We start from the raw sequence: 24,645 nt of genomic DNA, 5'->3' as shown, positions 1-24,645 counted from the left end.
ACTTACATGAAAACTTTGTCGATGTGTCGGAGAAGCACCGGGCCGCGCTGCGTACGCTTCATCGCGGGCGGCGCGTCATGAACTGGGCTCGCCGACTGGGCACCGTGGCCCTCGCCGCCGCGCTCGCATTCGGGGCGACCGCCCCCGTCGCCGAGGCGGCGGCCGTGCGCTGGAAGTCGTCGAGCGTCGACTACGAAGCGCAGGGCAAGGACATCAAGGACGTGCTGCGCGACTTCGGCGCGAGTCAGGGCGTCCCCACGCGCATCGCCGCCGATGTGAGCGGCACCGTGAGCGGCAAGTTCCATCTGCCGCCGCGGCGTTTTCTCGATACGCTCGCGGCGTCGTTCGGCTTCGTGTGGTACTACGACGGCGAAGTGCTCGACATCACGACGGCCGCCGAACTGCAGAGCACGCTCGTGAAGCTCGATTCGGCCGATACGGGCGCGCTGCGCGATGCGCTCGACCGTCTGCGCATCGCCGACGAGCGCTTTCCGATCGTCTACGACAGCGCGCAGGGCACGGCGCTCGTGAGCGGGCCGCCTCGCTACGTGCAGATGGTGACGAACGTGGCCTCGCGGCTCGACAACAACGCGGCGCATCGAAGCGGCACGCAGGTACGCGTCTTTCCGCTCTATCACGCGTGGGCGCACGACCGCACGGTGCCCATCGACGGCCAGCAGGTCACGCTGCAGGGCGTGGTGGCCGTGCTCAACGGCATCTACCACCCGGGCGCGGCCAAGGCCGCCGACAAACGCGGCGAGGGCGGCCGCGCGGCGAGCGGCGTGAAGCGCACCACGCCGATCAACGACGTGAACGGCAATGCGTACAACGGCCCGTACGTACCGCCGCCGGTGCCGTCGGGCGCGGCCGGCAAGGGCATGTTCGCCGGGCTCACCGGGCAGCCGTCGCCGGCCGTGGCGGCGGCGGTGGGCGAGCCGCCGCCGCCGCAGAACACGAGCACGGCGCCGGCGAGCGACGATCAACTGCCCGTCATCGTCGCGGACCAGCGCACGAACTCCGTCGTGATTCGCGATACGGCCGACCGGATGGATCAGTACGGCAAACTGATCGATCGCCTCGACGTCAAACCGCAACTGATCGAGATCGAGGCGCACATCATCGAGATCGACGACGACGCGCTGCATCAGCTTGGCGTCGACTGGACCGCGCACAACAGCCACGTCGACGTGCAGACCGGTACCGGCACGCTCGCACAGAGCACCTACAACGGCACGCTCTCCCAGAACTTCGGCCAGACGGCGCTGGCGGGCAACATGCTCGCGGCGGCGACGCCCGTGGGCGCATCGGTGGCCGCCGTGCTCGGCGACGCCGGCCGATATCTGATGGCGCGCATCTCGGCACTGCAGCAGACGAAGGCCGCCAAGATCGACGCAAGCCCGAAGGTCGTCACGCTCAACAACATCGAGGCCGTGATGGACAACCAGACGCAGTTTTTCGTGCCGGTGTCGGGATACACGTCGGGCGATCTCTACAGCGTGTCGACCGGCATCTCGCTGCGTGTGCTGCCGATGGTCGTGGAGGAGGACGGGCGCACGCGCATCAAGCTCGACGTGGCGATTCAGGACGGCCAGCTCACCGATCAGACGGTCAGCAACCTGCCGGTGATCCAGAACAGCACGATCAACACGCAGGCGTTCATCGAGGAGGGGCAGGCGCTGCTCATCGCCGGCTATCGCGCGGACAGCGCGACGATGGGCGTGACCGGGGTGCCCGGGCTCTCGAAGATTCCGTTGATCGGCGCGCTCTTCAGGACCGACAACCGCCAGAAGAGCCACATGGAGCGGCTCTTCCTGCTGTCGCCGCGCGTCATCTCGCCGTGATGCACCGCAACCGCCCGCCCCGGGGAATGCAGGAGGCCATGTGAACGAATCCCGTACCCAGCCGCATTCGCTGCCCGACGTGCAGCCCGGGAAGCAGTCCGAGCCGCGGGCCGCCCAATCGGGCTTGCCCGCCGACGCATGCGGCGAGGGCGCCGCCGATCGCCGCCTGTCCGACGACGACGCGCGCCGCCTGCGCGGCACGCTGCGCGGGCTGCCGTGCGGGGTGATCGTGCTCGATCGCGCGGGCGCGGTCGTCCACGCGAACGCGCGCGCGCTCGAGATGCTGGCGATGACGCTGCCCGCGGGCGTCGATTTCAGCGTGGCGCTGAGCGAGCGCTTCGAGATGACGGATGTGCCGCGGTTGCGCGATCTCGAAGCGGGCCGCGAGGTACGCGTGGACGATTCGACCTTCTGGATTCAGGCGGGCCCCGCCGGTGCGTGCGCCGGTGCGGGGGCGGGCGAATCCGTCATCGCCGTGACGGACGTGACGCCGTTCGCTCGCTCGCTCGACGAGCGAGCGATGTCGCTGCGCTTTTTGCTGCACGATCTGCGCTCGCCGCTCAATTCGATCAGCGCGCTCACGCAGCTCGATGCGAGCGACCCCGACGCGTTCGAGCGTTGCGGCGGCATGCAGCAGATCACCGCGCTCGCGCAGTACGTGCTCTCGCTCGGCGAGCAGTTCATCTTCTCGTCGGTGACCGAGCATTTGCAGGCGCGCGACTTCAAACGGTTCGATCTGCGCGCGACGCTGCGCCAGATCATCTCGCAGCTGGAGGTCACCGCCGTCTATTGCGGCGTCGCGCTACACTTGTGGCTGCCCGACAGCGCGCCGCTCTGGGTGAGCGGCATGCGCAACTTCGTGGCGCGCGCGGTCCAGAACGTCATCGACAATGCCGTTCGCGCGTCGCCGCGCGGCGAGGCGGTGACGGTGTCGATCCGGCAGGCGGACGGTTTCGCCGAGGTGGTCGTCGACGATCGCGCGGGCGGGCTGCCGGGTCTCGTCGCGGGAGATCGGCTGACCGACTTCGAGAAGCTCGGCAAGCGGACGGCAACGGGCTTCGGTCTCGGGCTCAAGCTCGCCGTGCAGATCGTCGGCATGCACGGCGGCGTGCTTTACGCCGAGCTCAACGGACAGGGCGGTACCGTGTTCGTGCTGCGTCTGCCGTGCCTGAATCCCGTCGCCGCGAAGCCGCACGCGACGTCGCTCGTCGATGCCGACCGCGCGTTGCGCGCGGCGCGCGGCGAGTGAGGCGCCAGCGCGCGGCCCGTATTCGTTTGACACGCGTTGCGCGGAGTGGGCGCCGGCTCCCGCGCGGCCGTCGGAACCAAGGGGTCTCATGAAATCGCTTGCAGGCAAACCCGTACGCATTCTGTTCGTCGAGGACGACGTCGCGCACCACGCGCTCATTCATTCCTGGCTCAAGAGCGAGGGCTACCACATCGACGCTTTTCACAGCGGGCTCGACGCGCAGCAATTTCTGTCGGAGCAGTGGGCCGATCTCGCGATTCTCGACTGGGATCTGCCGGGCGTTTCCGGCGACAAGCTGCTGCAAAAGATCCGCAGCCGCTCGCAATCGATCATGCCCGTGATTTTTCAGACCGTGCACTCGGCGGAGTCCGACATCGTGCGCATACTCGATGCGGGCGCCGACGACTATCTCGTGAAGCCCTACGACCGGCAGGTGCTGCTCGCGCGCATGCGCGCGCTGCTGCGGCGCTTCGCGCCGATGAACGTGCAGGGCCGCAAGATGTTCGTCGACGGCGAATGCGCGCTCGATCAGCAGGCGCGCTCGCTCGTGGTGGCGGGCGTGGCGCACAAGCTCGGCACCAAGGAGTTCGACATTCTCTGGCATCTCGCCCGGCACACGGGCGCCGTCGTGCTGAGGCAGGACCTGATGAGCGTGGTCTGGGGCTGGGATGCGGCCGTGCAAAGCCGCTCCGTCGACATGTACGTGAGCCGCCTGCGTGCGAGCCTGAAGGCGGCCGGCGTCGGCTGGACCGTGCAATCGGTCTATGCGACCGGTTACCGCCTGACCCTCAAGCCGGATATGGATCAGTCGGGCGCCGATGCGTCGGGCGCCGATGCGTCGGGCGCCGGTGCGTCGCCGGAAGGCGCCGCATGAGCGCGGCACGCATGCGAGCGCTCGCGCGCGGCGCCGTCGCTGCCTTCGTCTGCGCGGCCACCGTGCATGCGCAGGCGGCGAGCATCGCGTGGGCCGGCGGCCCCGGCGCCCGCTTCGTCTACGTGACGAATGGCGCGGGCCTCGCGGAGGTCCTGAATGCCTTCGCGGCGGGGCAGCACGTTGCGCTGCGCATCGACGGTCAAGTGGAGGGCGTCGTGAGCGGCCGTTTCGCGATGCCGCCGCAGCGCTTTCTCGACGTCATGAGCCGTTCGTACGGATTCGTCTGGTACTACGACGGTGCGGTCCTGCATGTGTCGCCCGCGAACGAGCAGGCGCATATCGCCATCCGGCCTCACTTCCTTTCGGCGAATGCGCTGCGTACGTCGCTCGAGCAAGCAGGTCTTGCCGATACGCACTTCCCGTTGGCGGTGGATGCCGTCGCGCAAACGGTGAACGTGCGCGGGCCGGCGACCTACGTGGAGCGTATTCGTGCCGCGGCCGAGCGCTTCGAGCGCGACGCGCGGGAGCGCGTGCGCTTGTCCGTGCGGGTGTTTCGCCTGAGTGCCGCGAATGCCGCCGACGAAACGCGCGTGGTCGATGGCCGCACGCTCGTCGTGCCCGGTGTGGCCACGCTCTTGCGGCGCCGTTTCGAGCGCCCGGCCGTGGCGAATGGGACCGCCGTTGCCGATGCACCGCGGATCGTCGAGTTCGATGCGGCGTTGCCGGCGATCGAAGCGGATGCGACGACGAATTCCATCCTGATACGCGATCGGGCCGAGCGTATCGACGCCGACGGCGCGCTCGTCGCCAGCCTGGACGTGCGTGCGCAGCTCGTATCGGTCCAGACGTGGGTGGTGGATGTCGATGGCGACGCGGTCGACGCGTTGCGGCCCGCGCTGCCGCCGGCCATGGCCGACGGGGCAGCCGCCGAGCAGGCGACGGCGGCCGCGCGCGCGCACCGCGATGCAGGCATCGCGCCCGACGGCGGCCGCGCGCTGCTCGCGCAGCTCAAGGCATTGGCCAGCCGCGGCCGCGCCGAAATCGAGGTGTCGCAAACGGCGCTCACGCACGACCGCTCGCCGGCCGTCATCGACCGCCACGAGGCACGTCTCGCACGCCGCGATGAGGATGACCTGCCCGATGACGGCGCCCGCGATCTCTGGCTCTCGATTGCACCGACGGTCGAAGGCGCCGCGTCGATGCCGCGTATCGGCTTGCGCGTGGAACTGGGGCGTCGCCGCGATGCGCGCCGCTATCGGGCCGTCGACGAAAGCCTGGCGCCGGGCGAGTGCCTCGTCATCGAGGGGCCGGCCCGGCACAGGGGCGATGTCGAGCGTCGCGCGGACGATACCGGTTCCGGCAGTGCGGGAGAGGGCGGCACGCGTCGCCGCTTCGTCTTGCTGATACCGCGCGTGGCGGCATAGCGCCGAGCGGGCGAGCGCCCGCGATGGCGTGAGCGTGAAGCGACGTGCCGTGTACGAACGGTTGCGATGGCCGGCCAGGCATCGATGCCCGCGGATGCGCCCCTTTCCTGCGGTGCGCCCGCGCTCGCCGGGCTTACGCCCGCAGCCACATGAAATTGCCCGACGCAATGCCCTCGAACATTTCGTCGGGCGATTCGAGGATGTTGTTTTGCCAGTAGCGGCCGTGTTCGGCGTAGTGCGAGAAGAGATCGGCGAGATAATCGCCGGTGATCGTCGGGCCCATCGGCAGATGGACGAGCAGCACGACGTTGCCCGTATCGGATTCGAGGCACAGTTGCGCCTGGTCCTGCGCGTAGACGAGCAGGTTGGCCTCGAGCATGAGCCGGAAAACGACGAGCGACCGGCCGGGCGTGACGGCGCCGTAATGAAAGCTGACATAGACCGAATCGGGGTCGGCCTCGTGGTGGTCGAGATGGACGTCGAACCCTTCGATCTCGAGCGTTTGCGTGTCGACGACATACTCGGCGTCGGGCAGCCCGACCACCGCGCAAACCTCGTGAATCAACTCGACGAAACGTTCCCTGCTCATGGGCGGCAATCTCCGGCGAAAATAGGGCGGCCCGGTTGCAAAAAAGCGGGGGCACGGAGCCGGAAAGCCGGGCTTTCCGCTTTCGTGCCCCTCGCGCCAACGGACCGCGGCAACGCGAGTCGCTTACTGGCCCTTCGCGGCGTCGGCGATGTTCTTCGCGCCGTTGTTGCCGACGGAAGCGAGCGCCGACGTTTCCTGCTGCTGCATGTTGATCTGCATGGCGGCCATCGTCATGGCGTTGTTCTGGTTGGCCATGGCCTGCATCTGGCCGACCATGTCGGCGTTTTGCGAACCGGCTTGCGAGACGCCCGAGCTTCCGATCGATGAAGACATGATGTATTCCCCTTATCAAGAAAGTGATGAAAAAAGCACTGCTGTTGGCTGACGCCTGATGCTTCGGTAAAAGGCCGTTGGCCGTGGTGGCCGCCGGTCCGGACCGGCTGACGCGCAGCCGGATGCTGCAACTGCAAACTGTCCAACCTTCTTCCGTATCGCCGCGGATGCCGTCAAAGCGCCGCGCCACGGGCGCTGTGGCGCTCCTGCAGCGTGAGCACGATGCGGCGCGCCGCGATCATCCCGCGATAGAGCTTTTGCAGATCGAGCCGCTCGTGCTCGTCGGCCGCGGACTGCGTGGCCGTACTGATCCGGCGCGCGGTTTCGTCGAAGGCCGCCGCGATGCGCGCGACCCGCTGCGCGCCGTCGGGCGCCGAGAGCGTGGCATCGAGCGCGTTCAGATCCTGCGCGATGGGAAGCAATGCGTCGTACATGTCGGTTCCTTTGGTGGTCGAGGTCAATTGTTTGCTTCGTCCCTGCTGCTCGCGAACAGATGCTTCGTGCCGTCGGGCGTCTCGATGTAGCGCAGCCCGCCCGTAGCGATCACCGACGTGTACTCGACATCGGGCGTGAGCGCCTGTGCCTCCTTGACGTCGACGTCGACGCGCTTGACGTTGTCGCCGAGGTCGGCCCTGATACCTGCTATCAGCGTGCGGAAGGTCGTCATCGACTGCACGTTGCCGCTCACGCGGAAGATGCCGTGGCCTTGGTAACTCACTGCCGCGCCCGTGCCGGCGAGCGATTGCTGGATGTTGTCCACATCTTGCTGCGCGACGTCGTATTCGCGCCGCACCTTGCCGCGCGCGAGACTGTCCATGATCCGCTGCGCCTTCGCGCTTTCGTCGCTGCTCGTCACGATGCCGCGCACCGCCACACTGTCCTTGCGTGCCATTGCCTGCAGATCGCCGAGGCCTTCGCGGTGCAGGGCCTCCTGCAACTGCCGTGCGATCGCGTCGGCGTCGAACCTCACGCTCGCCGCTTCGCTCGACTGCGTGCCCGCGAACATCACGCCGGCCACGGCGATGCCGCCGATCGCAGCGGTGCAGGCGAGCGCCAGCACGGCCGTGCGCCAGCGCACCTGGGGCGACGCGGTCGGCGCACGGCCGGCGCCGGGTTCGTCCGCATGGGCCGGGTCCCGATCCGGCGCGCCGCTATCCGCGTCAGCCGCCGTCGCGGTGTCGGCAGGCGGCTCGGCTGTCTTCCAGAGGCCCGCCAGCAAATCGAGATCGCGCGGCCAGGCTTCGCCATCGGGGCCCACGCAAAACACGACATCGCCGAACGGCACGGCCACGAAGTCCGCCACGAGCACCTCGTCGCCGTTCGCCGAGCGGATCCGCGCCACACCGTCCTCGCCCACGCAAAGCTCGATGTCCTCGACCGTCCAGTCGCTGATGCAGACATCCGCGTGCTCGGCGGCGCCGATCCGGTAGGTGCCGCTCGTGAGCCGGACCTGGGCTCCGGCGTGGGTGCCGGTCAGTACTCGAAGCGCTTTCATGATCGTGGTATCCGTGTATCCGACGTGGGTCATGCGGTTGCTCTTGCGGGTCGCCGCTCCGGCGTGTCGCTGCTTCGCGCATCGGGCCGCCGGGCCTTGACCGTCAAAATCAGTTTAGGGTTTTGCCGTTGGCGCGGCCGGCGCCATGCGAACTTCGAACGTCTTATCCGAAGCGCCGGCCGTTGCCTTGGCCGCCCCTTGCCGCGCGGCGCCGGTTTGACCGCCGATCGCGCCGCCCGTCGCGCCGCCCGTGACGGCGGCACCGGCTGGCGCCTTGCCGGCCGGCAGCGCGGCTTGCGTGTCGAGAATGCATTGCTTCACTGCCGCGATCGATTGATCGTCGTACGAGTATTCGATGCCCGCGCGCTGGCGCGCGAGCGTGTTGTCGAGCGATACGCCGAGCAGCCCGGCCACTGCGGCGGCCTTGCCCGGGGTCGCGGCGCTTTGCATCAGCGCCGCATGGCGGTGCGCGTGAAGCCGGGCAGCATTGCGCCGGAGCGCCATCGGCGAGCGCATGGCGAGCAGCATCGGCACCGCCAGCAAGGGCCCCAGTTCGACCTGCGCGGCAAGCCGCAGCACCTCCTTCGCGCAGGCCGCCGCGAGTTCGGCCGGCAAGTCCGGTGCACCGAGCTTTTGCGTCGCGAGCAGTTGCATCGTCGCCGCGAGCGGCTGGCTGCGCGCGGCGGCCTTGGCCCGGCCCGCCTTGCCGATCGCGAACTTGCGCGGTGTGTCGCGGCCTTCGCCGGACTGACGGCCGTCGCGCCGAGGCTGTCCGTCGCGCGGCGAACGCTGCTGCGGCTGCCCCTGTTCTTCGCCCTGTTGATTCGAGCCGCGATCGTGCCCATGGCCGTTGCGATGCTGTTGCCCCTCGCCGTGTTGCTGATCGCGCTCGCGCTTTTGCTGCTGCCCCTGCTCGTGCTTGCGTTCGCGCTCGTGCGGGTGTTCGTGCTCGTGCCTGGGCTCGAGCGCGTGCGGGTCGTCCGGCCGTTCGTGAGCCGATGCCTCTTTGCCCTGCGCCTTCGCCGAGCCCCCTGGCCGCGGCCGTTGGCCGAGCTGGCGCATCAGCTTTTGCGCGGAAGGGGGCGGCGGCTTGTGCATGCCTTCGGCAAAACGCTTGCCGCGGTAGAAAGCGGCGGCGAGCATCTTGTTGTGCTGCAGGCGCGCGCGCTGCATCTTCGTGTGCTGCACCTTCACGCCCGTGAAGCCGCGCGCCTGGGTCATCTGCCCCGTGTGCTCGGTGCCGGCCTGCGCCTGCTGCGCGAGATCGGCGGCGTGGCGGCCGTGGTTGTTGCGGATCGGCGAATTCACGACGGCACCGCGAGCGTGACGATCTGATTGGCGAAGCGCAGGATCGCGGCGGCGCCCCAGGCGCCGATCATCAGCACGGTGGCCACGACGGCCACCAGCTTCACCGCGTACGAGATGCTTTGGTCCTGCATCGACGTGATGGCCTGCACGAACGAAATCGCGAGGCCGGAGAGCGCGGCGACCACCACCACCGGCATCGAGACGGACAGGCAGAGCAGCAGGCCCTGCGAAGTGATGCGAACGAGCGTATCGGTTTCCATGGTGCGCGCCTCAGCGATAGGTCATGACAAGACCGTGAATCAATGTGGACCAGCCGCTCATGACGACGAACAAGAGCAGCTTGAACGGAATCGCGACGTTCGTCGGCTGGACCTGGTTCAGGCCCATCGCCATCAGCACGTTGGCGATGACGAGATCGACGACGATGAACGCGATGTACAGCAGAAAGCCGATCTTGAAGGCGTCGGCCATCTCGGTCAGCGTGAAGGCCGGGGCGAGGACGATGAGGTCGTCCTCGCGGATCTTCGCCGCCATGTCCTTCGGCCAGACCACGGTTGCCGACCGCACGAAGAACCGCTTTTCGCGCTCGTGCGCGTGCTTCTTCAGAAAGGCGCGAAACGGCTCCTTTGCCGCATCGAAGGCATCGAGCACGACGAGCGACGTGTCGCTGCCGGGCGTGCGGTGCATCGTCTGCATGGTTTGCATGGCCTGCATGCCGATCGGCGCCATCACGTAAGCGGAGACGAGGACCGCGATGCCGTTGAGCACCATGTTCGGCGGCACCTGCTGCACGCCGAGCGCGTTGCGCAACAGCCCGAGCACGACCACGATCTTCGCGTACGAGGTCGCGACCATCGCGACGAACGGGATCAGGCTGATCGCGACGACGGTGATCAGCAGCCCGGTGAGATCGCTAAACTGAACCATGGCCGCGCGACAGCTGAACGAGACGCACGCCGAGATGATCGCCGACGCTCACGAGTTCGCCGAAGCCGATCGTCTGCCCGTAGGTGACGAGCCGCACGCGCGCATCGGGCAGCGCGGTCGGAAGCTCGAGCACGTAGCCCGCGCGCAGCGCCGAGAGCTGGGCGACCGGCATCGAAACCGTGTCGATCTCGAGCTTCAGCGGCAGGTCCAGCTGGCTGATTTCGACGGGCGTGTCGATCGAATCGGTAAGCGGCGCGTTGAACTGCGTCTCATGGCTCATGGTGGGGTCCTCGTTCAAGGTCATCAGATGGTGGGTGACGTCTGCCACGGCGCGCAGTTGCCGCGTCCCGTAGCGGCCCCAGACGACGTGCATCGGGGCGGACGAGCGCTCGCTCGCGAAGAGCGCGCGGGTGGCTTCGGGTACGGCACGCAAGACGACGTCGCCCGCGCGCAGCGAATCGAGCGTCGTCACGTTCATCGTTTTCTCGCCGATCTGCAGCCGGCCCGGTACGGCGATCTCGCTGACGTGGGTGGCGAACGGCGTGCATTGCCGGGCCACGAGCGTTTCGAGCGCGTCGAGCCAGCCGCTGTCGACGTGCTCGACAACCGCATCGAAGCGGGTATCGCCCACGCGCAGCGAGAGCGCGCAGCAAGGCGCGCTCAACGGCTGACGCGCGGCAGGTTCGAGCGAGACGACTTCCACGCCGTCGAAGCCGAGCGTTTGCAGCGCGCGCCGCAGCGGATCGAGCAGGATCGCGCACACGGCATGGCGCAAGCGCGCGTTGACGGGCTCGTCCGACGCGACGATGCTCGCGAGCCCCGTGTGCTGTCCGACGTCGATGCGCACCGCGGCCGTCTCCATGCCCCAGCGCAAGCGCACGACGGCGGCGCGCTCCGGCTCCACGAAATCGTGCGTACCGACGCTGAAGGCCGAGACGCCGAGCGCGTGAGCGAGCAGTGCGCTCAGGCGCTCGTCGACGGCGAGCCGATGCTGGCGCGCGGTGGCGGCCGCAAGCGCGGGCAGCCGCGCGGGATCGAGCAAGACGGCCACCGCCGGCGCTTGCGCGGCCGCCGCAACGTGGTCTGTCAGTAGCGTTCGTGTGGTGTCCATATTCGTTTTACGTGACGATGATCTCGACGCTGCGCGCGCCGTCGAAGCGGCTTTGCATCACTGCCTCGAGGCTGGTGCGCAACGTCGCCGCATGCTGTGAGATTAGTTCGCGCGAGCGTGCGTCCGTGGTGTCGAAGCGAAGCGTCAATTGGAAATGCGAAAGCGCGAGGTTCAACGTGCAGCCTGGCAGCAGCGCCGGATCGATGGGAATCGTGATCTGCCAGTCGCCGCTTGCGAACACGATCGGATTGGCGCAGAAGTCCGACACTTCGGCGACGATCGAATCGACGAACCGGTTCATGTCCTGGCCCGTGCGCGCCGGTGCCCGCACGGCGACCACGGCGTGCGGGCCGGCTGCTTCGGAGCGCTGCGGCTCGCGCGTGGCTTGAACGCGCGGCGTGGCCGGCGCAGCCGTCGATGGCCGGGCGTTGGGCGGCCTCTGCGGTGAAAGTGGCGCCGCGCCGTGCACCGGCATCGGCGTCGGCGTCGGCGTGGGCATCGTCGAATATCCCGGTACATGCATGGGCGCATGCATGGCCGACTGCACCGGCAGGTGCATCGTCGAATGCATGGGCGGATGAATCGTCGCAGGCACCGGAGCCGGCACCGGCACCGGCGCTGCCGATCGAGCGTGCGCGGGAGCGTGATCGCGTTCGTCGCCGGAGCCAGCCTGTGCGTCGTCGTCGCGCTCGCCGCTGCCGGCATCGTCGCGATGGTCGTCCGCGGCGAACCCGGGGACCGGGTAGAACGGTTCGGCTTGCTCGCCGAATGGAGGCTCGGCCGGTGCGGCGCATGGCGGCTCGTCGCCGGGCGTTTCCGATGCGCCGGCGCGCGCGCCTTCGCGCAGGCGCTGAAAAAGCGCGGCCTGGCGGCTCAACTGCGCGGCCGGCATCTCGGGTGCGGGGTCGGTGTGCGCGGCCGGCGCTGCGATGACGCGGGCGCGATGAGGGGGGCAGGTGTGCATGGCGCGGCTCGCTCGATCACATCGCCAGGCGGCCGACGGGCTGGAGATCGACATGCGCGCCGAGCTCCTGGTACGAATACACGGGTAGCCACGGCAGCCGCGCCTCGATCATCCGCTTGATGTAGCGCCGGATGTCCATCGACGCGACGAGCGCCAGCGGCTGCCGTGGCGTATCGCCGACGATGTCGGCGATCTTGCCGACGAGCTGGGCGATTTCGTCGGGCGGCAGCGCGAGGAAGTTGCCCGTGGGCGTCTGTTTGATCGACTGCCGGATGTGCTGCTCGACCTGAATGTCGACGAGTACGACGGGCAAATCCCGCACGCCACCCGTCGCGCGATAGGCGATGAGCCGGCCGAGCTCCATGCGGATGTATTCCGTCAACATCAGCATGTCCTTCTCCTTCGGTCCCCAGACGATCAGGCTTTCGGTGATGCTGCGGATATTGCGCACGGGCACGTCTTCCTCCAGCAGCCGGCGCAGCACGTCCGCCATCTTCTGCAGCGGCAGCGCCTTTTGTACTTCCGCGACGAGGCCCGGGTAGTCCTCGTTGAGCTGATCGAGCATCCACTGTGCTTCCTGGATGCCGAGAAAGAGATGAGCATTGCGCCGCAGCAGGTCGATCGTGTGGCGTGCAATCAATGCTTCCGGGGTCGCCGCGGCGGCAGGCGCGTCCGCGGCGTCGCCGTCGGCCGCCGCGTGTACCGCGCGCGTTTCGGCGAGCGTGGTGCGCCCTTGCGGCACGTCGAAGATGAGCACTTCGTAACTGTCTTCGGGCAGCGTGCCGTCGGTCCACATCATGATGCCGGGGAACGGCAGGCCGACTCCCGATTGCAGCGCGTGGCGCTGGGCGTCGAACGCGCGGTCGAGCGCATCGGCCGCGAGACGCGCGCTGACGTCGGCGGCGAGGCGCACGCCGAGCGGGCAGGTGAACTGCGGCGGGCGTGGCAGGATCGACGGCGCGTCGCCCTTGGCGCCGGCGCGCTGCAGTGCGCCTACGGGCTTGCCGGCGCCTTTGGCCGGACCATCCTGCTTCTTCTGCAGACGGTAGCCGACGAAGCCGAGCAGCCCGGCGAGCAGCGCGAAGAGCGCCGCCGGAAAACCGGGCACGGCGGCGAAGCCGAGCAGCAGCAGCGCGGCGAAGTACAGCGCGCGCGAGCTGCTCGTGAACTGGCGCCTGATGTCTTCGCCGAGGGAGGAATTTCCATGGTCGCCGCCTTCGTCCACGCGCGTGATCATGACGCCCGCGGCCACCGAGATCAGCAGCGACGGAATCTGCGAGACCATGGCGTCGCCGATCGAGAGGACCGAGAAGCGGTTGGCCGCGTCGCCGGCCGACATGCCGTGATAGGCGACGCCCACGGCGATGCCCGCGACGATGTTGATCATCGTGATCATGAGGCCGGCGATCGCATCGCCTTTCACGAATTTCATCGCGCCGTCCATGCCGCCATGCAATTGGCTTTCGATGGCAAGCCTCGCGCGTTTCCTGCGGGCTTCGTCCGGCGTCAGGATGTTCGCGCGCAGGTCGGCGTCGATGCTCATCTGTTTGCCGGGCAGCGCATCGAGCGTGAAGCGGGCCCCCACTTCGGCGACGCGCTCCGAGCCCTTGGCGATTACGATGAACTGCACGACGGAGATGATGACGAACACGACGAGGCCGACGACGAGATTGCCGCCCACGACGAGCTGGCCGAAGCTTTCGATGATTTCGCCGGCATCGGCGTGCAGCAGGATCGACTTCGTCGACGCGATATTCAGCGAGAGCCGGAACAGCGTCGTGAAGAGCAGCACGGACGGGAACGCCGACAGCGTGGCGATATGGCCCACGTACATCGTCACCATGAGCAGCGTGATGCTGATCATGATGTTGATCGCGAGCAGCCCGTCGATGATGGCGGGGGGCAGCGGCAGGATCATCAGCGAGACGATCGCGATCAGCAGGACGGCGATGCCGGCCTCGCCGATGCCGGGCAGTTTCATGGTCTTGAACATGTCCACTACTCCGTGGTGGCGGTTTGAGGCGCGAGGCCGTCCACCCAGCGAAGAATCGCGGCGACGACTTCGAACAGTTCCTCGGGAATCGGCTGATTGAGCGGCACCTTGTGCAGCATGCGCGCGACGGGCGGGTTCGCGACGATGGGCACGCGCGCGTGCATCGCCTGCTGGCGCAGCCGCAGCGCCTGCTCGTCGAGGCCCTTGGCGAGGACGACGGGCAGCGGAAACTCCGCCGGGTCGTAGCGCAGCGCGACCGCGTAGTGAACCGGGTTGACCACGACGACGTTCGCGCGCGCGACGCCGCCTTTCGGACCTTCCTGCGATATCTCCCTGGCCATGCGCTTGCGCTCGCCCTTGAGTTCGGGGTTGCCTTCGCTCTCCTTGTGCTCGCGCTTCACCTCGTCTTTCGACATCCGGTTCTTGCGGATGAAGAGCCACTTCTGAAGCTTGTAGTCGAACGCGCCGATGACGACGAACACGCCGAGCGCGACCACGACCACATGCATGAGCACGGACCACAGCACGCCGATCAACTGCGGTAGCGACTGATCGAGCGCGCTCGCCACCACGGGCATCGCGCTTTTGATCGTCTGCCACATGACGGCGACGAGAATCGCGGCCTTGCCGACCATCTTCGCGAGGTCGATCGCCGAGTTCATCGAAAAGATGCGCTGAAAGCCGGACCCGGGGCTGACCGACGCAAGCTTCGGCATGACGGCTTTCAGCGAAATCTTGAGTCCCGTCTGGGGGGCGAGCGCGATGATGGCGGCGACGAGCGCAACGGCCGCGATCCCGCACAGCAGGCCGAGCGTCTGCAGGCCGATATGAACGAGGATGGTCCAGAGGTCCTGCAACTCGCGCTCGCCGTGGGTGAAATCGACCGCCTCCTTGACGATCGCGCGCAGCGTATCGGCCAGATAGTGCTGGCCCGCCGTCAGCACGAGCACGATCGAGCCGAGCGACGCGACTTCGACCAGGTCGGAACTCTTCGCGACCTGGCCTTCCTCGCGGACTTTGTCCAGCTTCTTGTCTGTGGGCTCTTCGGTTTTCTCGTCGCTCATGACCGCTGTCCTTCGCTTGTCGCAGGCGCGCACCCGGGATGGGGCGCCCCGATGCAACGTTAGCGGCGCCGCGCTATCCGGCGCGACGGCGATGCGAAGCAAGGGCAGGGGCTGCGAAGCGAGGCGGCGCGACGGCGCGTCGCCCGGGCGCAGGCCACGCGAGCAAGGCGACCCGCGCGGCGGCGGGCACGCGCGAAGACGTCCGCGAAAGCGGCACGGACCGCCGCCCGTCGCACGCGGCGCTTCGCAATTCGTTGTGCGACTTCGTGCGCGGCACGTGGCGCGCCGATCGTGTTGCGTAACTTAGCGTCAACGGAAGGCCACGCCTCATCGGGTGCGGCCCATCGGATCGAATCTGATTTCGTTGGGGGAAAGGATGGACGTTCTGAAGGATCGGCCGCAGTGCCCATCGGGAGTCGTCGGCGCGATCGTCGACCTGGTCAGGGTGGCATTGGCCCGCGCAGGCACGCCGGCGCAAGTCGACATCGACGATCTCGAGCACCTCGTCGACGTGCTGCATCTGCTGCGCCCGGAGTCCGCCGAATTCGCGTTTTTCGACGGCTGGCTGCATATGGTGCGCGAGGAATGGAGCGACGCCGAACGGCTCTTTCGCAATCTGGTCGAGCGCTCGGTCTGCCTGCCGGCCAGCAAGGGAATGTTGCTGCAGTGCCTGAAGGCCCGCCAGGAGTTCGGCTGGCAGGAGGAGGCCCGACACCTGCTGGAGGAGGGCGGCAACGAAGAGGTTGAACGGCTCGCGAAGGTTCTGCTTGCGAGCGAGGAGCTGAAGCAGGCGGTCGCGACCGCGAAGCGCACGGGCCGCTTCGTTGCGCCGGATTCCGCGCTCGCGTTCGAAAACGGAGCGCACGCCGAAGACGGCGAAGCGGTCGCGACGCCGTCGTCCTCATCCAGCGACATGCTGCTGACGATGCAGTACATGCGCGTCTGAACCTGTTGCCCCTACCAGGAGAAACGAAATGAGCATCACGACTGCATCGCAACTCCAGTACGAACTGGCCCGCGTCACCGGCACGACGCCCGCGGCGCCGAATGCGGACGCGATATCGCAGCCGCTCGTCGACAAATTCCAGGCGATGATGGCTTCGGCGCCCCAGCATGCGGCAGCCGTCCACCCGACCGAGCGCGCGGACCTCGTGACGAAAGCAGTCGAGGAGCAGGCGGACTATTACCGGCAAGTGCCGAACGACGTGCTCTATATGACTCAGCACATGAGCGCGCTGTCGATGGAGCGCCTTGCCGCCGCCGACATGACCATCCAGCTCGAGATCGCCAGCCTGAACGCCGATCTGCAGGTGAAGATGGCGACCGTGCAGTCGTCGAAGGACGCCGTGCAGACGCTCATGAAGAACCAATAACTTGACTCCCCGTCCTGAAGGACAGGGCTTCTCGGAGCAACTGATGAAACCGAACCTCATGCCTTCGAAGCTGCACTCCGCATGGCGGCTCGTCGCGGTGGCGGCGCTCGTGCTGTCGCTTGCGGCCTGCAAGCAGGAACTCTACGGGCAATTGACCGAAAGCGACTGCAACGAAATGGCGGCCGCGCTGCTGATGTCCGGCGTCGACGCGCAAAAGAGCACGCCCGATGGCGGCAAGACCTGGTCGGTCAGCGTCGACGAAAAGCAGATCGTGCATGCGGTGGAAGTGCTGCGCGCACGCGGCCTGCCGCGCAAGAAATTCGACGACCTCGGCTCGCTGTTCAAGAAGGACGGGCTCGTGTCCACGCCGACCGAGGAGCGCGTGCGCTTCATTTACGGTTTGTCGCAGGAACTCGACGACACGTTGTCGAAGATCGACGGCGTGGTCGTGGCGCGCGTGCAGATCGTGCTGCCGAACAACGACCCGCTCGCACAGTCGGTCAAGCCGTCGTCCGCATCGGTCTTCATCAAGTACCGGCCCGACGCGAATCTCGAGCGGATGACGCCGGCGATCAAGAACCTGGTCGTGCACAGCATAGAGGGGCTGACCTACGATCAGGTCAGCGTGACCAGCGTGCCGGCCGATGCGCTCGATCCGCCCGCCCACCCGCACCGCCAGGACGGCTGGGTCGTCTATGCGGGCGGCGCGCTCGGCTTGCTGCTGTTGACGATCGCCGGCGGCTTCGCGCTGTTGCGCGGCAACCTGCTCAAGGGCGGCGGCGGACTTGCGGGGCTGCTCGCGCGCCGGGCGGGGCGTGCAGCGAAAGCGCCGGCATGACCGTCGATCCGAACGATCGCGTGGCCGGCATGGCAAGCATGGGTGAGCCCATGATGAGCGCATACGACGCAGCCGATGCATACGACGCAGCCGCGGACAGCGTTGCCGCCCCGCACGGCGAGACGCCGGCGGCCGTGGCGGCGAGACTGGCCGCCTACCATCGGCGCCGGCGGACGCTGTTCGACTGGATGCATCCGGCGTGGCTTGCACGCGTGCCCGGTGCGGACCGAATCGGCGCATGCAGCCCCGCGCAGGCCGAGGCGCTTGCCGATGCGCTGCTCGACGAATGGGGCATGCCGGTGCCGCCGCTTGCCGCGTTCAACGCGCCGGAAACGGCGCTTGCGTTGCTGCCGGCGCACGATTGTCTGACCGTATTTCGCTTGCGCGCGCTCGTGGAGCAGGCGGAGCCGTTGCGCGCGTGGATCGACCGGCCGCGTCGCGAGAAGTTGACGGGCTGGATCGGGGCGCGCGGCGTCAATCTGCTCTTCGCGCGCGGGCGCGAGCTTGCCGGCGATGCGCGCTCGCTTGCCGCGCGCGCGCACCACGCGGCAGCGGTCATGCAAGTGCCGCTCGACGCCGCCGATGGCGATGACCTCGCGTGGCTCGGCTTTCGGCTGTTCGCGCGCGACCGCCGATGGGCGCCGGGCGGCCCGCTCGCGATCATGCGGTTGGCCATGCCGGCGCGCGACGACGGGGGGCCGTTGCCGCTCCCTTCGTTGCCGCCGTCGCTACCGTCTCCGGAAGGCTCGAGCCCGAGCCTTTCGATCGTCTCGCAACTGCCCGACTTGTTTCCGGAGGGGTCATGGTGATCTGGTTACGCAATCCGCAGGCCGAAGGCACGGACCTCGGGGTGGGCGTCGAAGGCGACGTCCTGCGTCATGAACGCGTCGCGGCGATCGTCGAGATCGATGCGGCGTACGCCGAGATGCGCCGGCAATGCGACGAGGCGCTGGACGCGGCGCGCGCCCAGGCCCGCATGCTGCTCGACGAAGCCCGCACCCGCGCGGACGAGCTCGTCGAGCGCGCCATGCGCGAGTTCGCGCAAGCGGCCGAGCGGGGCTACGACGACGGTTTGCAGCGGGGGCTGACCGATTGGCACGAACGCGCGGCGGCCGCGCATGCCGAAGCCTGCCGGCTCGCGCCCGGGCAGCATGACCGGCTGGCCGGGCTGGTGACGCTGGCGGTCGAGCAGATCGTCGCGTCAGTGGAGCCCGAAGCGCTTTTCGCCCGCGCGGCCGCGACGGTCGAGCGGATCGTCGCCGACGGCAGCCCCGTTCATCTGCGTGTTCATCCGTCGGATCTGGCCGCGGCGAGCGCGGCCTTCGACGAAGCGGCCGCGGCGTGGCGCGAGGCCGGGCGTTCCGTGCGGCTGTGCGTGGCGGCCGACGCGACGCTTGCGCCCGGCGCATGCGTCGCCGAAACCGACCTGGGCGCGATCGACGCGAGCTTGTCGTTGCACTTGGCGGCGATGCGCGATGCCCTGGCGCGCGCGGTGCGAAGCGTGACGGAGGGCCCATCGCGCGACGCGCCGGATGCGCGGCCCGGGGATGACGCACGAGCCGTCGACGCGCAGACCGGTTTCGCGGGCAACGACGAGGGGCCGATCGGCGAGTACGCCGTCGGAGCCGGCGAGGGCCTGGCGGACCCGGATGCGCGCGCGGACGACGGTGGCGACGGCGACATCAGCGACATCGGCGACGAAGAGGGTTGGCAAGACGATGTCGCGGCCCTGCAAACGGCGGGCGACCTGCGCGACGAGGGTTGGACCGATGCCGCGTATGCCGACGCCGACGCGATGTCCATCTGAACCCGCCTTCGCGCGGCACGGGGAATAAGACATGACAAGGAAAGGAGCGCCATGATCGACAGCGCGGACGGTTTCGAAACCGACGAAGCGAGCGGGGTGCCCATCGCGCAGCTACGGGACGTACGCGGCTTCTCGGCGCTGATGGATGCGATGGAGCGCGAACTGCGCGCCCGCCCACAACCCGCCGCATGCGGCAAGGTCCAGGAAGTGATCGGCACGCTCGTACGCGTATCGGGGCTCGATGCGACGCTCGGCGAGCTATGCGAGCTGCGCTCGCCCGAAGGCGCGTTGCTGCAGCGTGCCGAGGTGGTCGGCTTCTCGCGCGACGTCGCGCTGCTCTCGCCGTTCGGCCGGCTCGGCAGCGTGTCGCGGGCGACACGCGTGGTGGGACTCCGGCGTCCGCTTTCGCTGCGCATCGGCCCCCGCCTGCTCGGCCGCGTGATCGACAGCCTGGGCGAGCCGATCGACGGCAAGGGGCCGCTCGAATGCGACGAGTGGCAGCCCGTCATCGCCGATCCGCCCGATCCGATGTCGCGGCCCGTCGTCGATACCCCGATGCCGACGGGCGTGCGCGTCGTCGACGGCATGATGACGCTGGCCGAGGGCCAGCGCATGGGCATCTTCGCGCCGGCCGGCGTCGGCAAGAGTACGTTGATGGGCATGTTCGCGCGCGGGGCGCGCTGCGACGTCAACGTGATCGCGTTGATCGGGGAGCGCGGCCGCGAAGTGCGCGAATTCTGCGAGCACATTCTCGGGCCCGAGGGAATGGCCCGCTCGGTCGTCGTCTGCGCGACATCGGACCGCTCGTCGATCGAGCGCGCGAAGGCCGCTTATGCGGCAACGGCGGTGGCCGAATACTTCCGCGACCGCGGCATGCGTGTGCTGCTGATGATGGATTCGCTGACGCGCTTTGCGCGCGCACAGCGCGAAATCGGCCTGGCGATGGGCGAGCCGCCGACGCGGCGCGGCTTTCCACCGTCGATCTTCGCGGAGCTGCCGCGGCTGCTGGAGCGCGCGGGCCGCTCGGCGCATGGCTCGATCACCGCCCTTTATACCGTGCTGGCCGAGGACGAATCGGGCGGCGACCCGATCGCCGAGGAAGTACGGGGCATTCTCGACGGCCACATGATTCTTTCGCGCGAGATTGCGGCACAGAACCGCTATCCGGCGATCGACGTGCTCGGCAGTCTTTCTCGCGTGATGACGCAGGTGGTGCCGCGCGAGCACGTGGCGGCGGCGGGACACGTGCGGCGGTTGATGGCCAAGCACAAGGAGGTCGAATTGCTGCTGCAGGTGGGCGAGTATCAGAGCGGCACCGATGCGCTTGCCGACGAAGCCATCGCGAAGATCGACGCGATTCGGGATTTCCTCGGCCAACCGACCGATCTGCTCGTCGACCCGAACGACACGCTCGCGGCCCTCGGCGAGATCGTGCAGTCCTGATGCCGGAGGCAAGCGATGAAAGACCGCCGCGTTGCCGCGTTCGAGCGCGTGCTCTCGCGCCGCCGCCAGCGCGATCGCAAGCTCAATGCGGCGCTCGGCGGCTTGCGCGGCGAGCTGCAGGCGCTCATCGACGCGTTGGAGGAAAGCCGCGCGGCGGTGCGCGCGCATGCGGCCGGGCTCGCCGCGCACGACGGCAAGATCGACGCGATGCTGGGCAGCGTTTCCTTCCGGGCGGACGCGTATCTGAAGCTGCGCGAATTCCGCTCGCACGCGGCCGAGCAGCACGCGATGCTCGAGGCCCGGGCGGCGCAGGCCGGGCAGGCGCTGGCGGCGAAGGAGGCGCAGATCGGTGCGCTGCGCACGGAGATCCTGCGCAACCGTGCCCGCATCGACATCTACGAGAAGCGGCGCGACACGCTCGTCAAGGCGATCGAGCTCGCGATCGAGGACGCGCAGGACGAGGAAACATCGGAGAGCCGCCGGCCCAGCCCGGCGTTTTGAGCCGGCGAGCACGCCCGCAAGCCGCGCATCCATTGAACGACAGGCGACTGAAATGAGCGAGATTACCTTCGCATCGATCGAATCGAGCCATCAACTGGTCAGGTTTCTGATCGTGCTGGGCCTTTGCAGCGAACGATTGATGGTCCTGATGATGATTTTTCCGCCGACTTCCGACAACGTCGTGCAAGGCCGCGTGCGCACCGCGCTGGCGCTGCTGTGGGGCAGCTTCATCGCCTACGGGCAACGCGGCCTGCTCGAGCAGGGGGATGCGACGATGCTCGTGGGCATCGGGTTGAAGGAGGCGCTGATCGGCGTCGGCCTTGGCTTCGCGGCGTCGACGGTGTTCTGGGCCGCCGAGAGCGTCGGCACGTACGTCGACGATCTGACCGGTTTCAATCAACTGCAGATGCAGAACCCGAGCCAGGGGCAGCAGACGTCGCTGACTTCCACGCTCCTGAGCCAGTTCGCGATCGCGGCGTTCTGGTGTCTGGGCGGCATGACGTTCCTGCTCGGCGCGATCTACGAATCGTATTCGTGGTGGCCGCTTGCGAACCTCGCGCCGGCCGGGGGATCGGTACTCGAATCGTTCGTGCTGCTGAAGACCGACTCGCTGATGGAAACGGTGGCGAAGCTGGCCACGCCGATGATGCTGATGCTGCTGCTGATCGATATCGGCTTCGGCTTTACCGGGAAGGTGTCGCAAAAGCTCGATCTGCCGTCGCTGGCGCAACCCGTGAAAGGCGCGCTCACGATTCTGATGCTCGCCCTGATGGCGGCGATTTTCATCGATCAGGTACGCGATCAGCTGTCGCTCGTGGGCATCGCGGCCGAGGCGAGGGCGCTCGCGGGCGGCAAGTGAAACGCGCCGAATGCGCGAGCGGGCGCAAGTATGCGTTCGACGATGGCGATTGACGGAAAAAGCCGGGAGAAGAGCATGATCGAGACGTTGAGCGACAACGCGATCGTTACGGGGATGATGGACGTGCTGTGGGCCGGTGCGGCGCTGGATACGTTTTCGGACGTTCAGGACCTGCTCGATGCGATGGCGGTGCTGCGTCCCGGGAACGGCGAAATGCGCGAGGTGCTGGCCTGGTGGCATGTGCGGGCACGCGCGTGGGGCGAGGCGCTGAGCGAATTGCGCCGGGTCGAGCGCGATGGCGCGCTGTCGTCGCGCGGCATGGCGCTCGCGGCCGTATGTCTTTACGCGCTCGGCGATGCATCGTGGCGTACCTATGCCTACGCGGCGGCGTACCGATCCGACGACCCGATGGCGACGCGCACCGCCCAGGCGCTGCTCGCAGCGCCCGCGATCGGGCGCGGATAGCCGCCCGCGGCTGCGTCAAGCGGGGACCATCGCCCGTTTTTCGCGCCTGCACGGCCAGCGCCGCCAACTGCGTCGACGCTTCTTGCCCGGCAAGGCCCGCACGGCGCCGACCAGCGCGCCGCGAACGCCTGCCTCCGCGCTACCTGTCGATCCGCCCGCTATCGCACCGGGCGCGGCTGCACGGGTGACGTACTCGTACCGGTTGGCGGGGGCGTCCCGAACGCAGGCGGGTCGGTAAGCGCAGTTTTTGTTGAATTTTGGCGGGAAGCTGCACGCCGCGCCGACTCGCCGATTCGGAAAGTCCGGATCGATTCCGGGAAATTTCCTGACCGCAATGAACCGGGCAGATGCGACGATATTTCAACGTCTCGAGGTTGATTCGATCGATTTGTAGTTCGAATAGATGGATCGTTCGAGCCGTATGCCATGACGGCATTCCAGACACTTGAAATCAAGGAGCGCGCATGTCCTGGCTGCTGGCCACACTGCGACAATACCCGGAGATCGCGCTGTTCCTCTCGCTCGGCATCGGGTATTGGATCGGCGAAAAGCGCTACAAGGGATTCAGTCTCGGAACGGTGACGGCAACGCTGCTCGCGGCGGTCGCGATCGGACAAGCCGGCATTACGATTTCAGCCGACGTCAAATCGGTTTTTTTCCTGATGTTCCTGTTCGCGGTCGGTTATGGAGTCGGTCCGCAATTCGTTCGGGGCATCGCCAGGGATGGCTTGCCACAAGCCGTCTTTGCCGCCGTGCAGTGTGCGCTGTGCCTGGCCGCACCGGTCATCGCGGCGCGCATCGCCGGCTTCGATCCCGGTTCGGCCGCCGGACTCTACGCCGGTTCGCAGACGATCTCGGCGTCGATGGGCCTCGCGACCGACGCGATTGCCAAGCTGGGCCTGCCCACCGAGCAGACCCGCCCGCTGCTTGACGCCATGCCGACGGCCTATGCGGTGACCTATGTCTTCGGCACGGCCGGCTCCGCGCTGATCCTTGCCGTGCTCGGGCCCAGACTGCTGGGTATCGATCTGATCAACGCGTGCAAGGAGTATGAGGCGAGCTGCGGCGGCATGACGGACGCAGCTCGAGACGGAACGGCCTGGCACGAATATGAATTGCGCGCGTATCGAATTCCGGTCAACGGCCGGATGGTCGGCATGCGTGTGGGGCAGGTGGAGGGCATGCAGATCGAATCGACACGTCTGTTCGTCGAACGCATCCGGCGCGGCGATGCAATCCATGATGCGACGCTGGATTTCGTGATGCAGGCGAACGACGTGGTCGCGATCGCCGGCCGCCGCAAACAGCTCGTGAACGTCCTTGGGCTTCGCGGGCAGGAGGTCGACGATCCCGATCTGCTGTCGGTTCCGGTGGAAGGCGTCGACGTCTACGTAACCAGCAAGCAGGCTGACGGCAAGACGCTTGCCGAGCTCGCGAAGCTGCCGGCGGCGCGCGGCGTGTATCTGCGGCGCATCAAGCGCGGCCCGGCGGAAACGCAGATCCCGGTGCTCCCGCGTACGAAGTTGCATCGCGGCGACACGATCACGATCGTCGGACGCACGCAGGACACTGCTGCGGCGGCGAATGCGCTCGGCGTGCCGGATCGCGCGACCACGCGGGCGGATATCGCATTCGCGGGCTTCGCGATGACGGTCGGTGCGCTGATCGGGGCAATCGTGATCGAGGTCGGTGCGGTGCCGATCACGCTGTCGACAGCGGGCGGTGTGCTGATTGCCGGCATCGCGTTCGGCTGGCTGCGCGCGATCCACCCGACTTTCGGGCGCATTCCCGAGCCGACGGTATGGTTCATGAATTCGGTCGGCCTGAACGTCTTCATCGCGGTTGTCGGCATCACGGCAGGGCCCGGTTTCGTCGCAGGACTGGAGCAACTCGGCATCAGCCTGTTCCTGTGGGGGATCTTCTCGACCGCGGTTCCGCTGCTTGTCGGCATGTTGATCGCCAAATACGTGTTTCGCTTTCATCCCGCGATCCTGCTCGGTGTCTGCGCCGGTGCGAGGACCACGACCGCCGCGCTTGGCATGATCTGCGATGCGGCCAGGAGCCAGGTGCCGGCGCTCGGATACACGGTGACCTACGCGGTCGGCAATACGTTGCTGACCTTCTGGGGGATCGCCGTGATCATGCTCGTTTCGTGAAGCCAATTTATTTTGCAATCCAAAATCACAG

The 24,645-nt window shown here is 67.7% G+C and carries 25 protein-coding genes; 14 read left to right on the top strand and 11 right to left on the bottom strand.

Annotated features, from left to right (window positions below; all coding sequences use genetic code 11):
* Positions 1-77 precede the first annotated feature (77 nt).
* The 4 genes from sctC (at position 78) to J8I33_RS31210 (ending at position 5,388) form a co-directional block, all read left to right on the top strand.
* The gene (gene sctC / locus J8I33_RS31225) at positions 78-1,841 is read left to right on the top strand and encodes a type III secretion system outer membrane ring subunit SctC (protein ID WP_124554039.1); all 1,764 of its coding nucleotides are present in this window, start codon (positions 78-80) and stop codon (positions 1,839-1,841) included.
* Between the two features lie 40 nt (positions 1,842-1,881).
* The gene (locus tag J8I33_RS31220; protein WP_209939727.1) at positions 1,882-3,090 is read left to right on the top strand and encodes a PAS domain-containing sensor histidine kinase; all 1,209 of its coding nucleotides are present in this window, start codon (positions 1,882-1,884) and stop codon (positions 3,088-3,090) included.
* A gap of 88 nt (positions 3,091-3,178) precedes the next feature.
* Entirely contained in the window at positions 3,179-3,964 is a 786-nt protein-coding gene (locus J8I33_RS31215) for a response regulator transcription factor (RefSeq protein ID WP_209939726.1), read from the top strand.
* A gap of 62 nt (positions 3,965-4,026) precedes the next feature.
* Positions 4,027-5,388 carry a type II/III secretion system family protein gene (locus J8I33_RS31210; protein ID WP_348636040.1) on the top strand — a complete coding sequence of 454 codons (1,362 nt, stop codon included), beginning with the start codon at positions 4,027-4,029 and terminating at the stop codon, positions 5,386-5,388.
* 133 nt (positions 5,389-5,521) lie between these two features.
* On the opposite strand, the gene J8I33_RS31205 is transcribed toward J8I33_RS31210, so the two are convergent.
* The 11 genes from J8I33_RS31205 to sctU form a co-directional block, all read right to left on the bottom strand.
* The gene (locus J8I33_RS31205) at positions 5,522-5,977 is read right to left on the bottom strand and encodes a molecular chaperone Tir (RefSeq protein WP_089489224.1); all 456 of its coding nucleotides are present in this window, start codon (positions 5,975-5,977) and stop codon (positions 5,522-5,524) included.
* A gap of 123 nt (positions 5,978-6,100) precedes the next feature.
* Complete coding sequence (locus tag J8I33_RS31200) at positions 6,101-6,310, bottom strand: hypothetical protein (RefSeq protein WP_006765597.1); 210 nt, start codon at positions 6,308-6,310, stop codon at positions 6,101-6,103.
* A gap of 173 nt (positions 6,311-6,483) precedes the next feature.
* Positions 6,484-6,744: a type III secretion system protein gene (locus tag J8I33_RS31195; protein ID WP_209927253.1), complete on the bottom strand. Its 261-nt coding sequence runs from the start codon at positions 6,742-6,744 to the stop codon at positions 6,484-6,486.
* 23 nt (positions 6,745-6,767) lie between these two features.
* Complete coding sequence (gene hrpD5, locus J8I33_RS31190) at positions 6,768-7,805, bottom strand: HrpD5 family protein (protein WP_209927251.1); 1,038 nt, start codon at positions 7,803-7,805, stop codon at positions 6,768-6,770.
* Positions 7,806-7,919: 114 nt separating this feature from the next.
* Complete coding sequence (locus J8I33_RS31185; protein WP_209927249.1) at positions 7,920-9,113, bottom strand: helicase; 1,194 nt, start codon at positions 9,111-9,113, stop codon at positions 7,920-7,922.
* A complete protein-coding gene (sctS, locus tag J8I33_RS31180; protein ID WP_050011159.1) occupies positions 9,110-9,373 on the bottom strand; it encodes a type III secretion system export apparatus subunit SctS in 264 nt (87 codons plus the stop codon). The genes J8I33_RS31185 and sctS overlap by 4 nt, the downstream gene beginning before the upstream one ends.
* A 10-nt stretch (positions 9,374-9,383) precedes the next feature.
* Complete coding sequence (sctR, locus tag J8I33_RS31175; protein ID WP_006750699.1) at positions 9,384-10,040, bottom strand: type III secretion system export apparatus subunit SctR; 657 nt, start codon at positions 10,038-10,040, stop codon at positions 9,384-9,386.
* The gene (gene sctQ / locus J8I33_RS31170) at positions 10,027-11,151 is read right to left on the bottom strand and encodes a type III secretion system cytoplasmic ring protein SctQ (RefSeq protein WP_209927246.1); all 1,125 of its coding nucleotides are present in this window, start codon (positions 11,149-11,151) and stop codon (positions 10,027-10,029) included. The genes sctR and sctQ overlap by 14 nt, the downstream gene beginning before the upstream one ends.
* 7 nt (positions 11,152-11,158) lie before the next feature.
* On the bottom strand, positions 11,159-12,169 hold the full coding sequence (gene sctP / locus J8I33_RS31165) for a type III secretion system protein SctP (protein WP_245172594.1): 1,011 nt from the start codon (positions 12,167-12,169) through the stop codon (positions 11,159-11,161).
* Positions 12,132-14,108, bottom strand: a complete 1,977-nt coding sequence (locus tag J8I33_RS31160) for an FHIPEP family type III secretion protein (RefSeq protein ID WP_209939724.1) — start codon at positions 14,106-14,108, stop codon at positions 12,132-12,134. The genes sctP and J8I33_RS31160 overlap by 38 nt, the downstream gene beginning before the upstream one ends.
* Before the next feature lie 5 nt (positions 14,109-14,113).
* Positions 14,114-15,172 (bottom strand): type III secretion system export apparatus subunit SctU, encoded by a 1,059-nt coding sequence (gene sctU / locus J8I33_RS31155; RefSeq protein WP_050011155.1) that lies wholly within the window; start codon positions 15,170-15,172, stop codon positions 14,114-14,116.
* A 334-nt stretch (positions 15,173-15,506) separates the two neighbouring features.
* On the opposite strand from sctU, the gene J8I33_RS31150 reads away from it, so the two are divergent.
* From J8I33_RS31150 to aspT, 10 genes are all read left to right on the top strand, one after another.
* Positions 15,507-16,118: an HrpB1 family type III secretion system apparatus protein gene (locus tag J8I33_RS31150; protein ID WP_348636039.1), complete on the top strand. Its 612-nt coding sequence runs from the start codon at positions 15,507-15,509 to the stop codon at positions 16,116-16,118.
* Positions 16,119-16,146: 28 nt separating this feature from the next.
* Positions 16,147-16,545 carry a serine kinase gene (locus J8I33_RS31145; RefSeq protein ID WP_050011153.1) on the top strand — a complete coding sequence of 133 codons (399 nt, stop codon included), beginning with the start codon at positions 16,147-16,149 and terminating at the stop codon, positions 16,543-16,545.
* Between the two features lie 43 nt (positions 16,546-16,588).
* A complete protein-coding gene (sctJ, locus tag J8I33_RS31140; protein ID WP_209939723.1) occupies positions 16,589-17,383 on the top strand; it encodes a type III secretion inner membrane ring lipoprotein SctJ in 795 nt (264 codons plus the stop codon).
* Positions 17,380-18,192, top strand: a complete 813-nt coding sequence (locus tag J8I33_RS31135) for a type III secretion protein HrpB4 (RefSeq protein WP_245172593.1) — start codon at positions 17,380-17,382, stop codon at positions 18,190-18,192. The genes sctJ and J8I33_RS31135 overlap by 4 nt, the downstream gene beginning before the upstream one ends.
* Positions 18,186-19,190: a type III secretion system stator protein SctL gene (gene sctL / locus J8I33_RS31130; protein ID WP_209939722.1), complete on the top strand. Its 1,005-nt coding sequence runs from the start codon at positions 18,186-18,188 to the stop codon at positions 19,188-19,190. The genes J8I33_RS31135 and sctL overlap by 7 nt, the downstream gene beginning before the upstream one ends.
* Before the next feature lie 51 nt (positions 19,191-19,241).
* On the top strand, positions 19,242-20,633 hold the full coding sequence (gene sctN / locus J8I33_RS31125; protein ID WP_209939721.1) for a type III secretion system ATPase SctN: 1,392 nt from the start codon (positions 19,242-19,244) through the stop codon (positions 20,631-20,633).
* 15 nt (positions 20,634-20,648) lie between these two features.
* Complete coding sequence (locus J8I33_RS31120; RefSeq protein ID WP_124638704.1) at positions 20,649-21,134, top strand: type III secretion system protein; 486 nt, start codon at positions 20,649-20,651, stop codon at positions 21,132-21,134.
* A 52-nt stretch (positions 21,135-21,186) separates the two neighbouring features.
* Positions 21,187-21,993 (top strand): type III secretion system export apparatus subunit SctT, encoded by an 807-nt coding sequence (sctT, locus tag J8I33_RS31115; RefSeq protein WP_209939720.1) that lies wholly within the window; start codon positions 21,187-21,189, stop codon positions 21,991-21,993.
* 75 nt (positions 21,994-22,068) lie between these two features.
* Positions 22,069-22,458, top strand: a complete 390-nt coding sequence (locus tag J8I33_RS31110) for an HrpB1 family type III secretion system apparatus protein (protein ID WP_050011378.1) — start codon at positions 22,069-22,071, stop codon at positions 22,456-22,458.
* A gap of 464 nt (positions 22,459-22,922) precedes the next feature.
* Complete coding sequence (gene aspT, locus J8I33_RS31105; protein WP_209939719.1) at positions 22,923-24,614, top strand: aspartate-alanine antiporter; 1,692 nt, start codon at positions 22,923-22,925, stop codon at positions 24,612-24,614.
* Positions 24,615-24,645: the final 31 nt, after the last annotated feature.

The sequence above is a fragment of the Burkholderia sp. AcTa6-5 genome, from assembly GCF_017815075.1.
Classification (GTDB): Bacteria; Pseudomonadota; Gammaproteobacteria; order Burkholderiales; family Burkholderiaceae; genus Burkholderia; species Burkholderia sola.
This window is presented reverse-complemented; position numbering and strand designations above follow the sequence as displayed.

What these genes read in the sequence shown, in the direction of transcription:
- sctC (WP_124554039.1), top strand. Translation starts at nt 78, where the DNA reads ATGAACTGGGCTCGCCGACTGGGCACCGTGGCCCTCGCCGCCGCGCTC.
- J8I33_RS31215 (WP_209939726.1), top strand. Translation starts at nt 3,179, where the DNA reads ATGAAATCGCTTGCAGGCAAACCCGTACGCATTCTGTTCGTCGAGGAC.
- J8I33_RS31205 (WP_089489224.1), bottom strand. Translation starts at nt 5,977, where the DNA reads ATGAGCAGGGAACGTTTCGTCGAGTTGATTCACGAGGTTTGCGCGGTG.
- J8I33_RS31200 (WP_006765597.1), bottom strand. Translation starts at nt 6,310, where the DNA reads ATGTCTTCATCGATCGGAAGCTCGGGCGTCTCGCAAGCCGGTTCGCAA.
- J8I33_RS31195 (WP_209927253.1), bottom strand. Translation starts at nt 6,744, where the DNA reads ATGTACGACGCATTGCTTCCCATCGCGCAGGATCTGAACGCGCTCGAT.
- hrpD5 (WP_209927251.1), bottom strand. Translation starts at nt 7,805, where the DNA reads ATGAAAGCGCTTCGAGTACTGACCGGCACCCACGCCGGAGCCCAGGTC.
- sctS (WP_050011159.1), bottom strand. Translation starts at nt 9,373, where the DNA reads ATGGAAACCGATACGCTCGTTCGCATCACTTCGCAGGGCCTGCTGCTC.
- sctR (WP_006750699.1), bottom strand. Translation starts at nt 10,040, where the DNA reads ATGGTTCAGTTTAGCGATCTCACCGGGCTGCTGATCACCGTCGTCGCG.
- sctQ (WP_209927246.1), bottom strand. Translation starts at nt 11,151, where the DNA reads ATGGACACCACACGAACGCTACTGACAGACCACGTTGCGGCGGCCGCG.
- sctP (WP_245172594.1), bottom strand. Translation starts at nt 12,169, where the DNA reads ATGTCGATCTCCAGCCCGTCGGCCGCCTGGCGATGTGATCGAGCGAGC.
- J8I33_RS31160 (WP_209939724.1), bottom strand. Translation starts at nt 14,108, where the DNA reads ATGTTCAAGACCATGAAACTGCCCGGCATCGGCGAGGCCGGCATCGCC.
- sctU (WP_050011155.1), bottom strand. Translation starts at nt 15,172, where the DNA reads ATGAGCGACGAGAAAACCGAAGAGCCCACAGACAAGAAGCTGGACAAA.
- J8I33_RS31145 (WP_050011153.1), top strand. Translation starts at nt 16,147, where the DNA reads ATGAGCATCACGACTGCATCGCAACTCCAGTACGAACTGGCCCGCGTC.
- sctJ (WP_209939723.1), top strand. Translation starts at nt 16,589, where the DNA reads ATGAAACCGAACCTCATGCCTTCGAAGCTGCACTCCGCATGGCGGCTC.
- J8I33_RS31135 (WP_245172593.1), top strand. Translation starts at nt 17,380, where the DNA reads ATGACCGTCGATCCGAACGATCGCGTGGCCGGCATGGCAAGCATGGGT.
- sctL (WP_209939722.1), top strand. Translation starts at nt 18,186, where the DNA reads ATGGTGATCTGGTTACGCAATCCGCAGGCCGAAGGCACGGACCTCGGG.
- sctN (WP_209939721.1), top strand. Translation starts at nt 19,242, where the DNA reads ATGATCGACAGCGCGGACGGTTTCGAAACCGACGAAGCGAGCGGGGTG.
- J8I33_RS31120 (WP_124638704.1), top strand. Translation starts at nt 20,649, where the DNA reads ATGAAAGACCGCCGCGTTGCCGCGTTCGAGCGCGTGCTCTCGCGCCGC.
- sctT (WP_209939720.1), top strand. Translation starts at nt 21,187, where the DNA reads ATGAGCGAGATTACCTTCGCATCGATCGAATCGAGCCATCAACTGGTC.
- J8I33_RS31110 (WP_050011378.1), top strand. Translation starts at nt 22,069, where the DNA reads ATGATCGAGACGTTGAGCGACAACGCGATCGTTACGGGGATGATGGAC.
- aspT (WP_209939719.1), top strand. Translation starts at nt 22,923, where the DNA reads ATGTCCTGGCTGCTGGCCACACTGCGACAATACCCGGAGATCGCGCTG.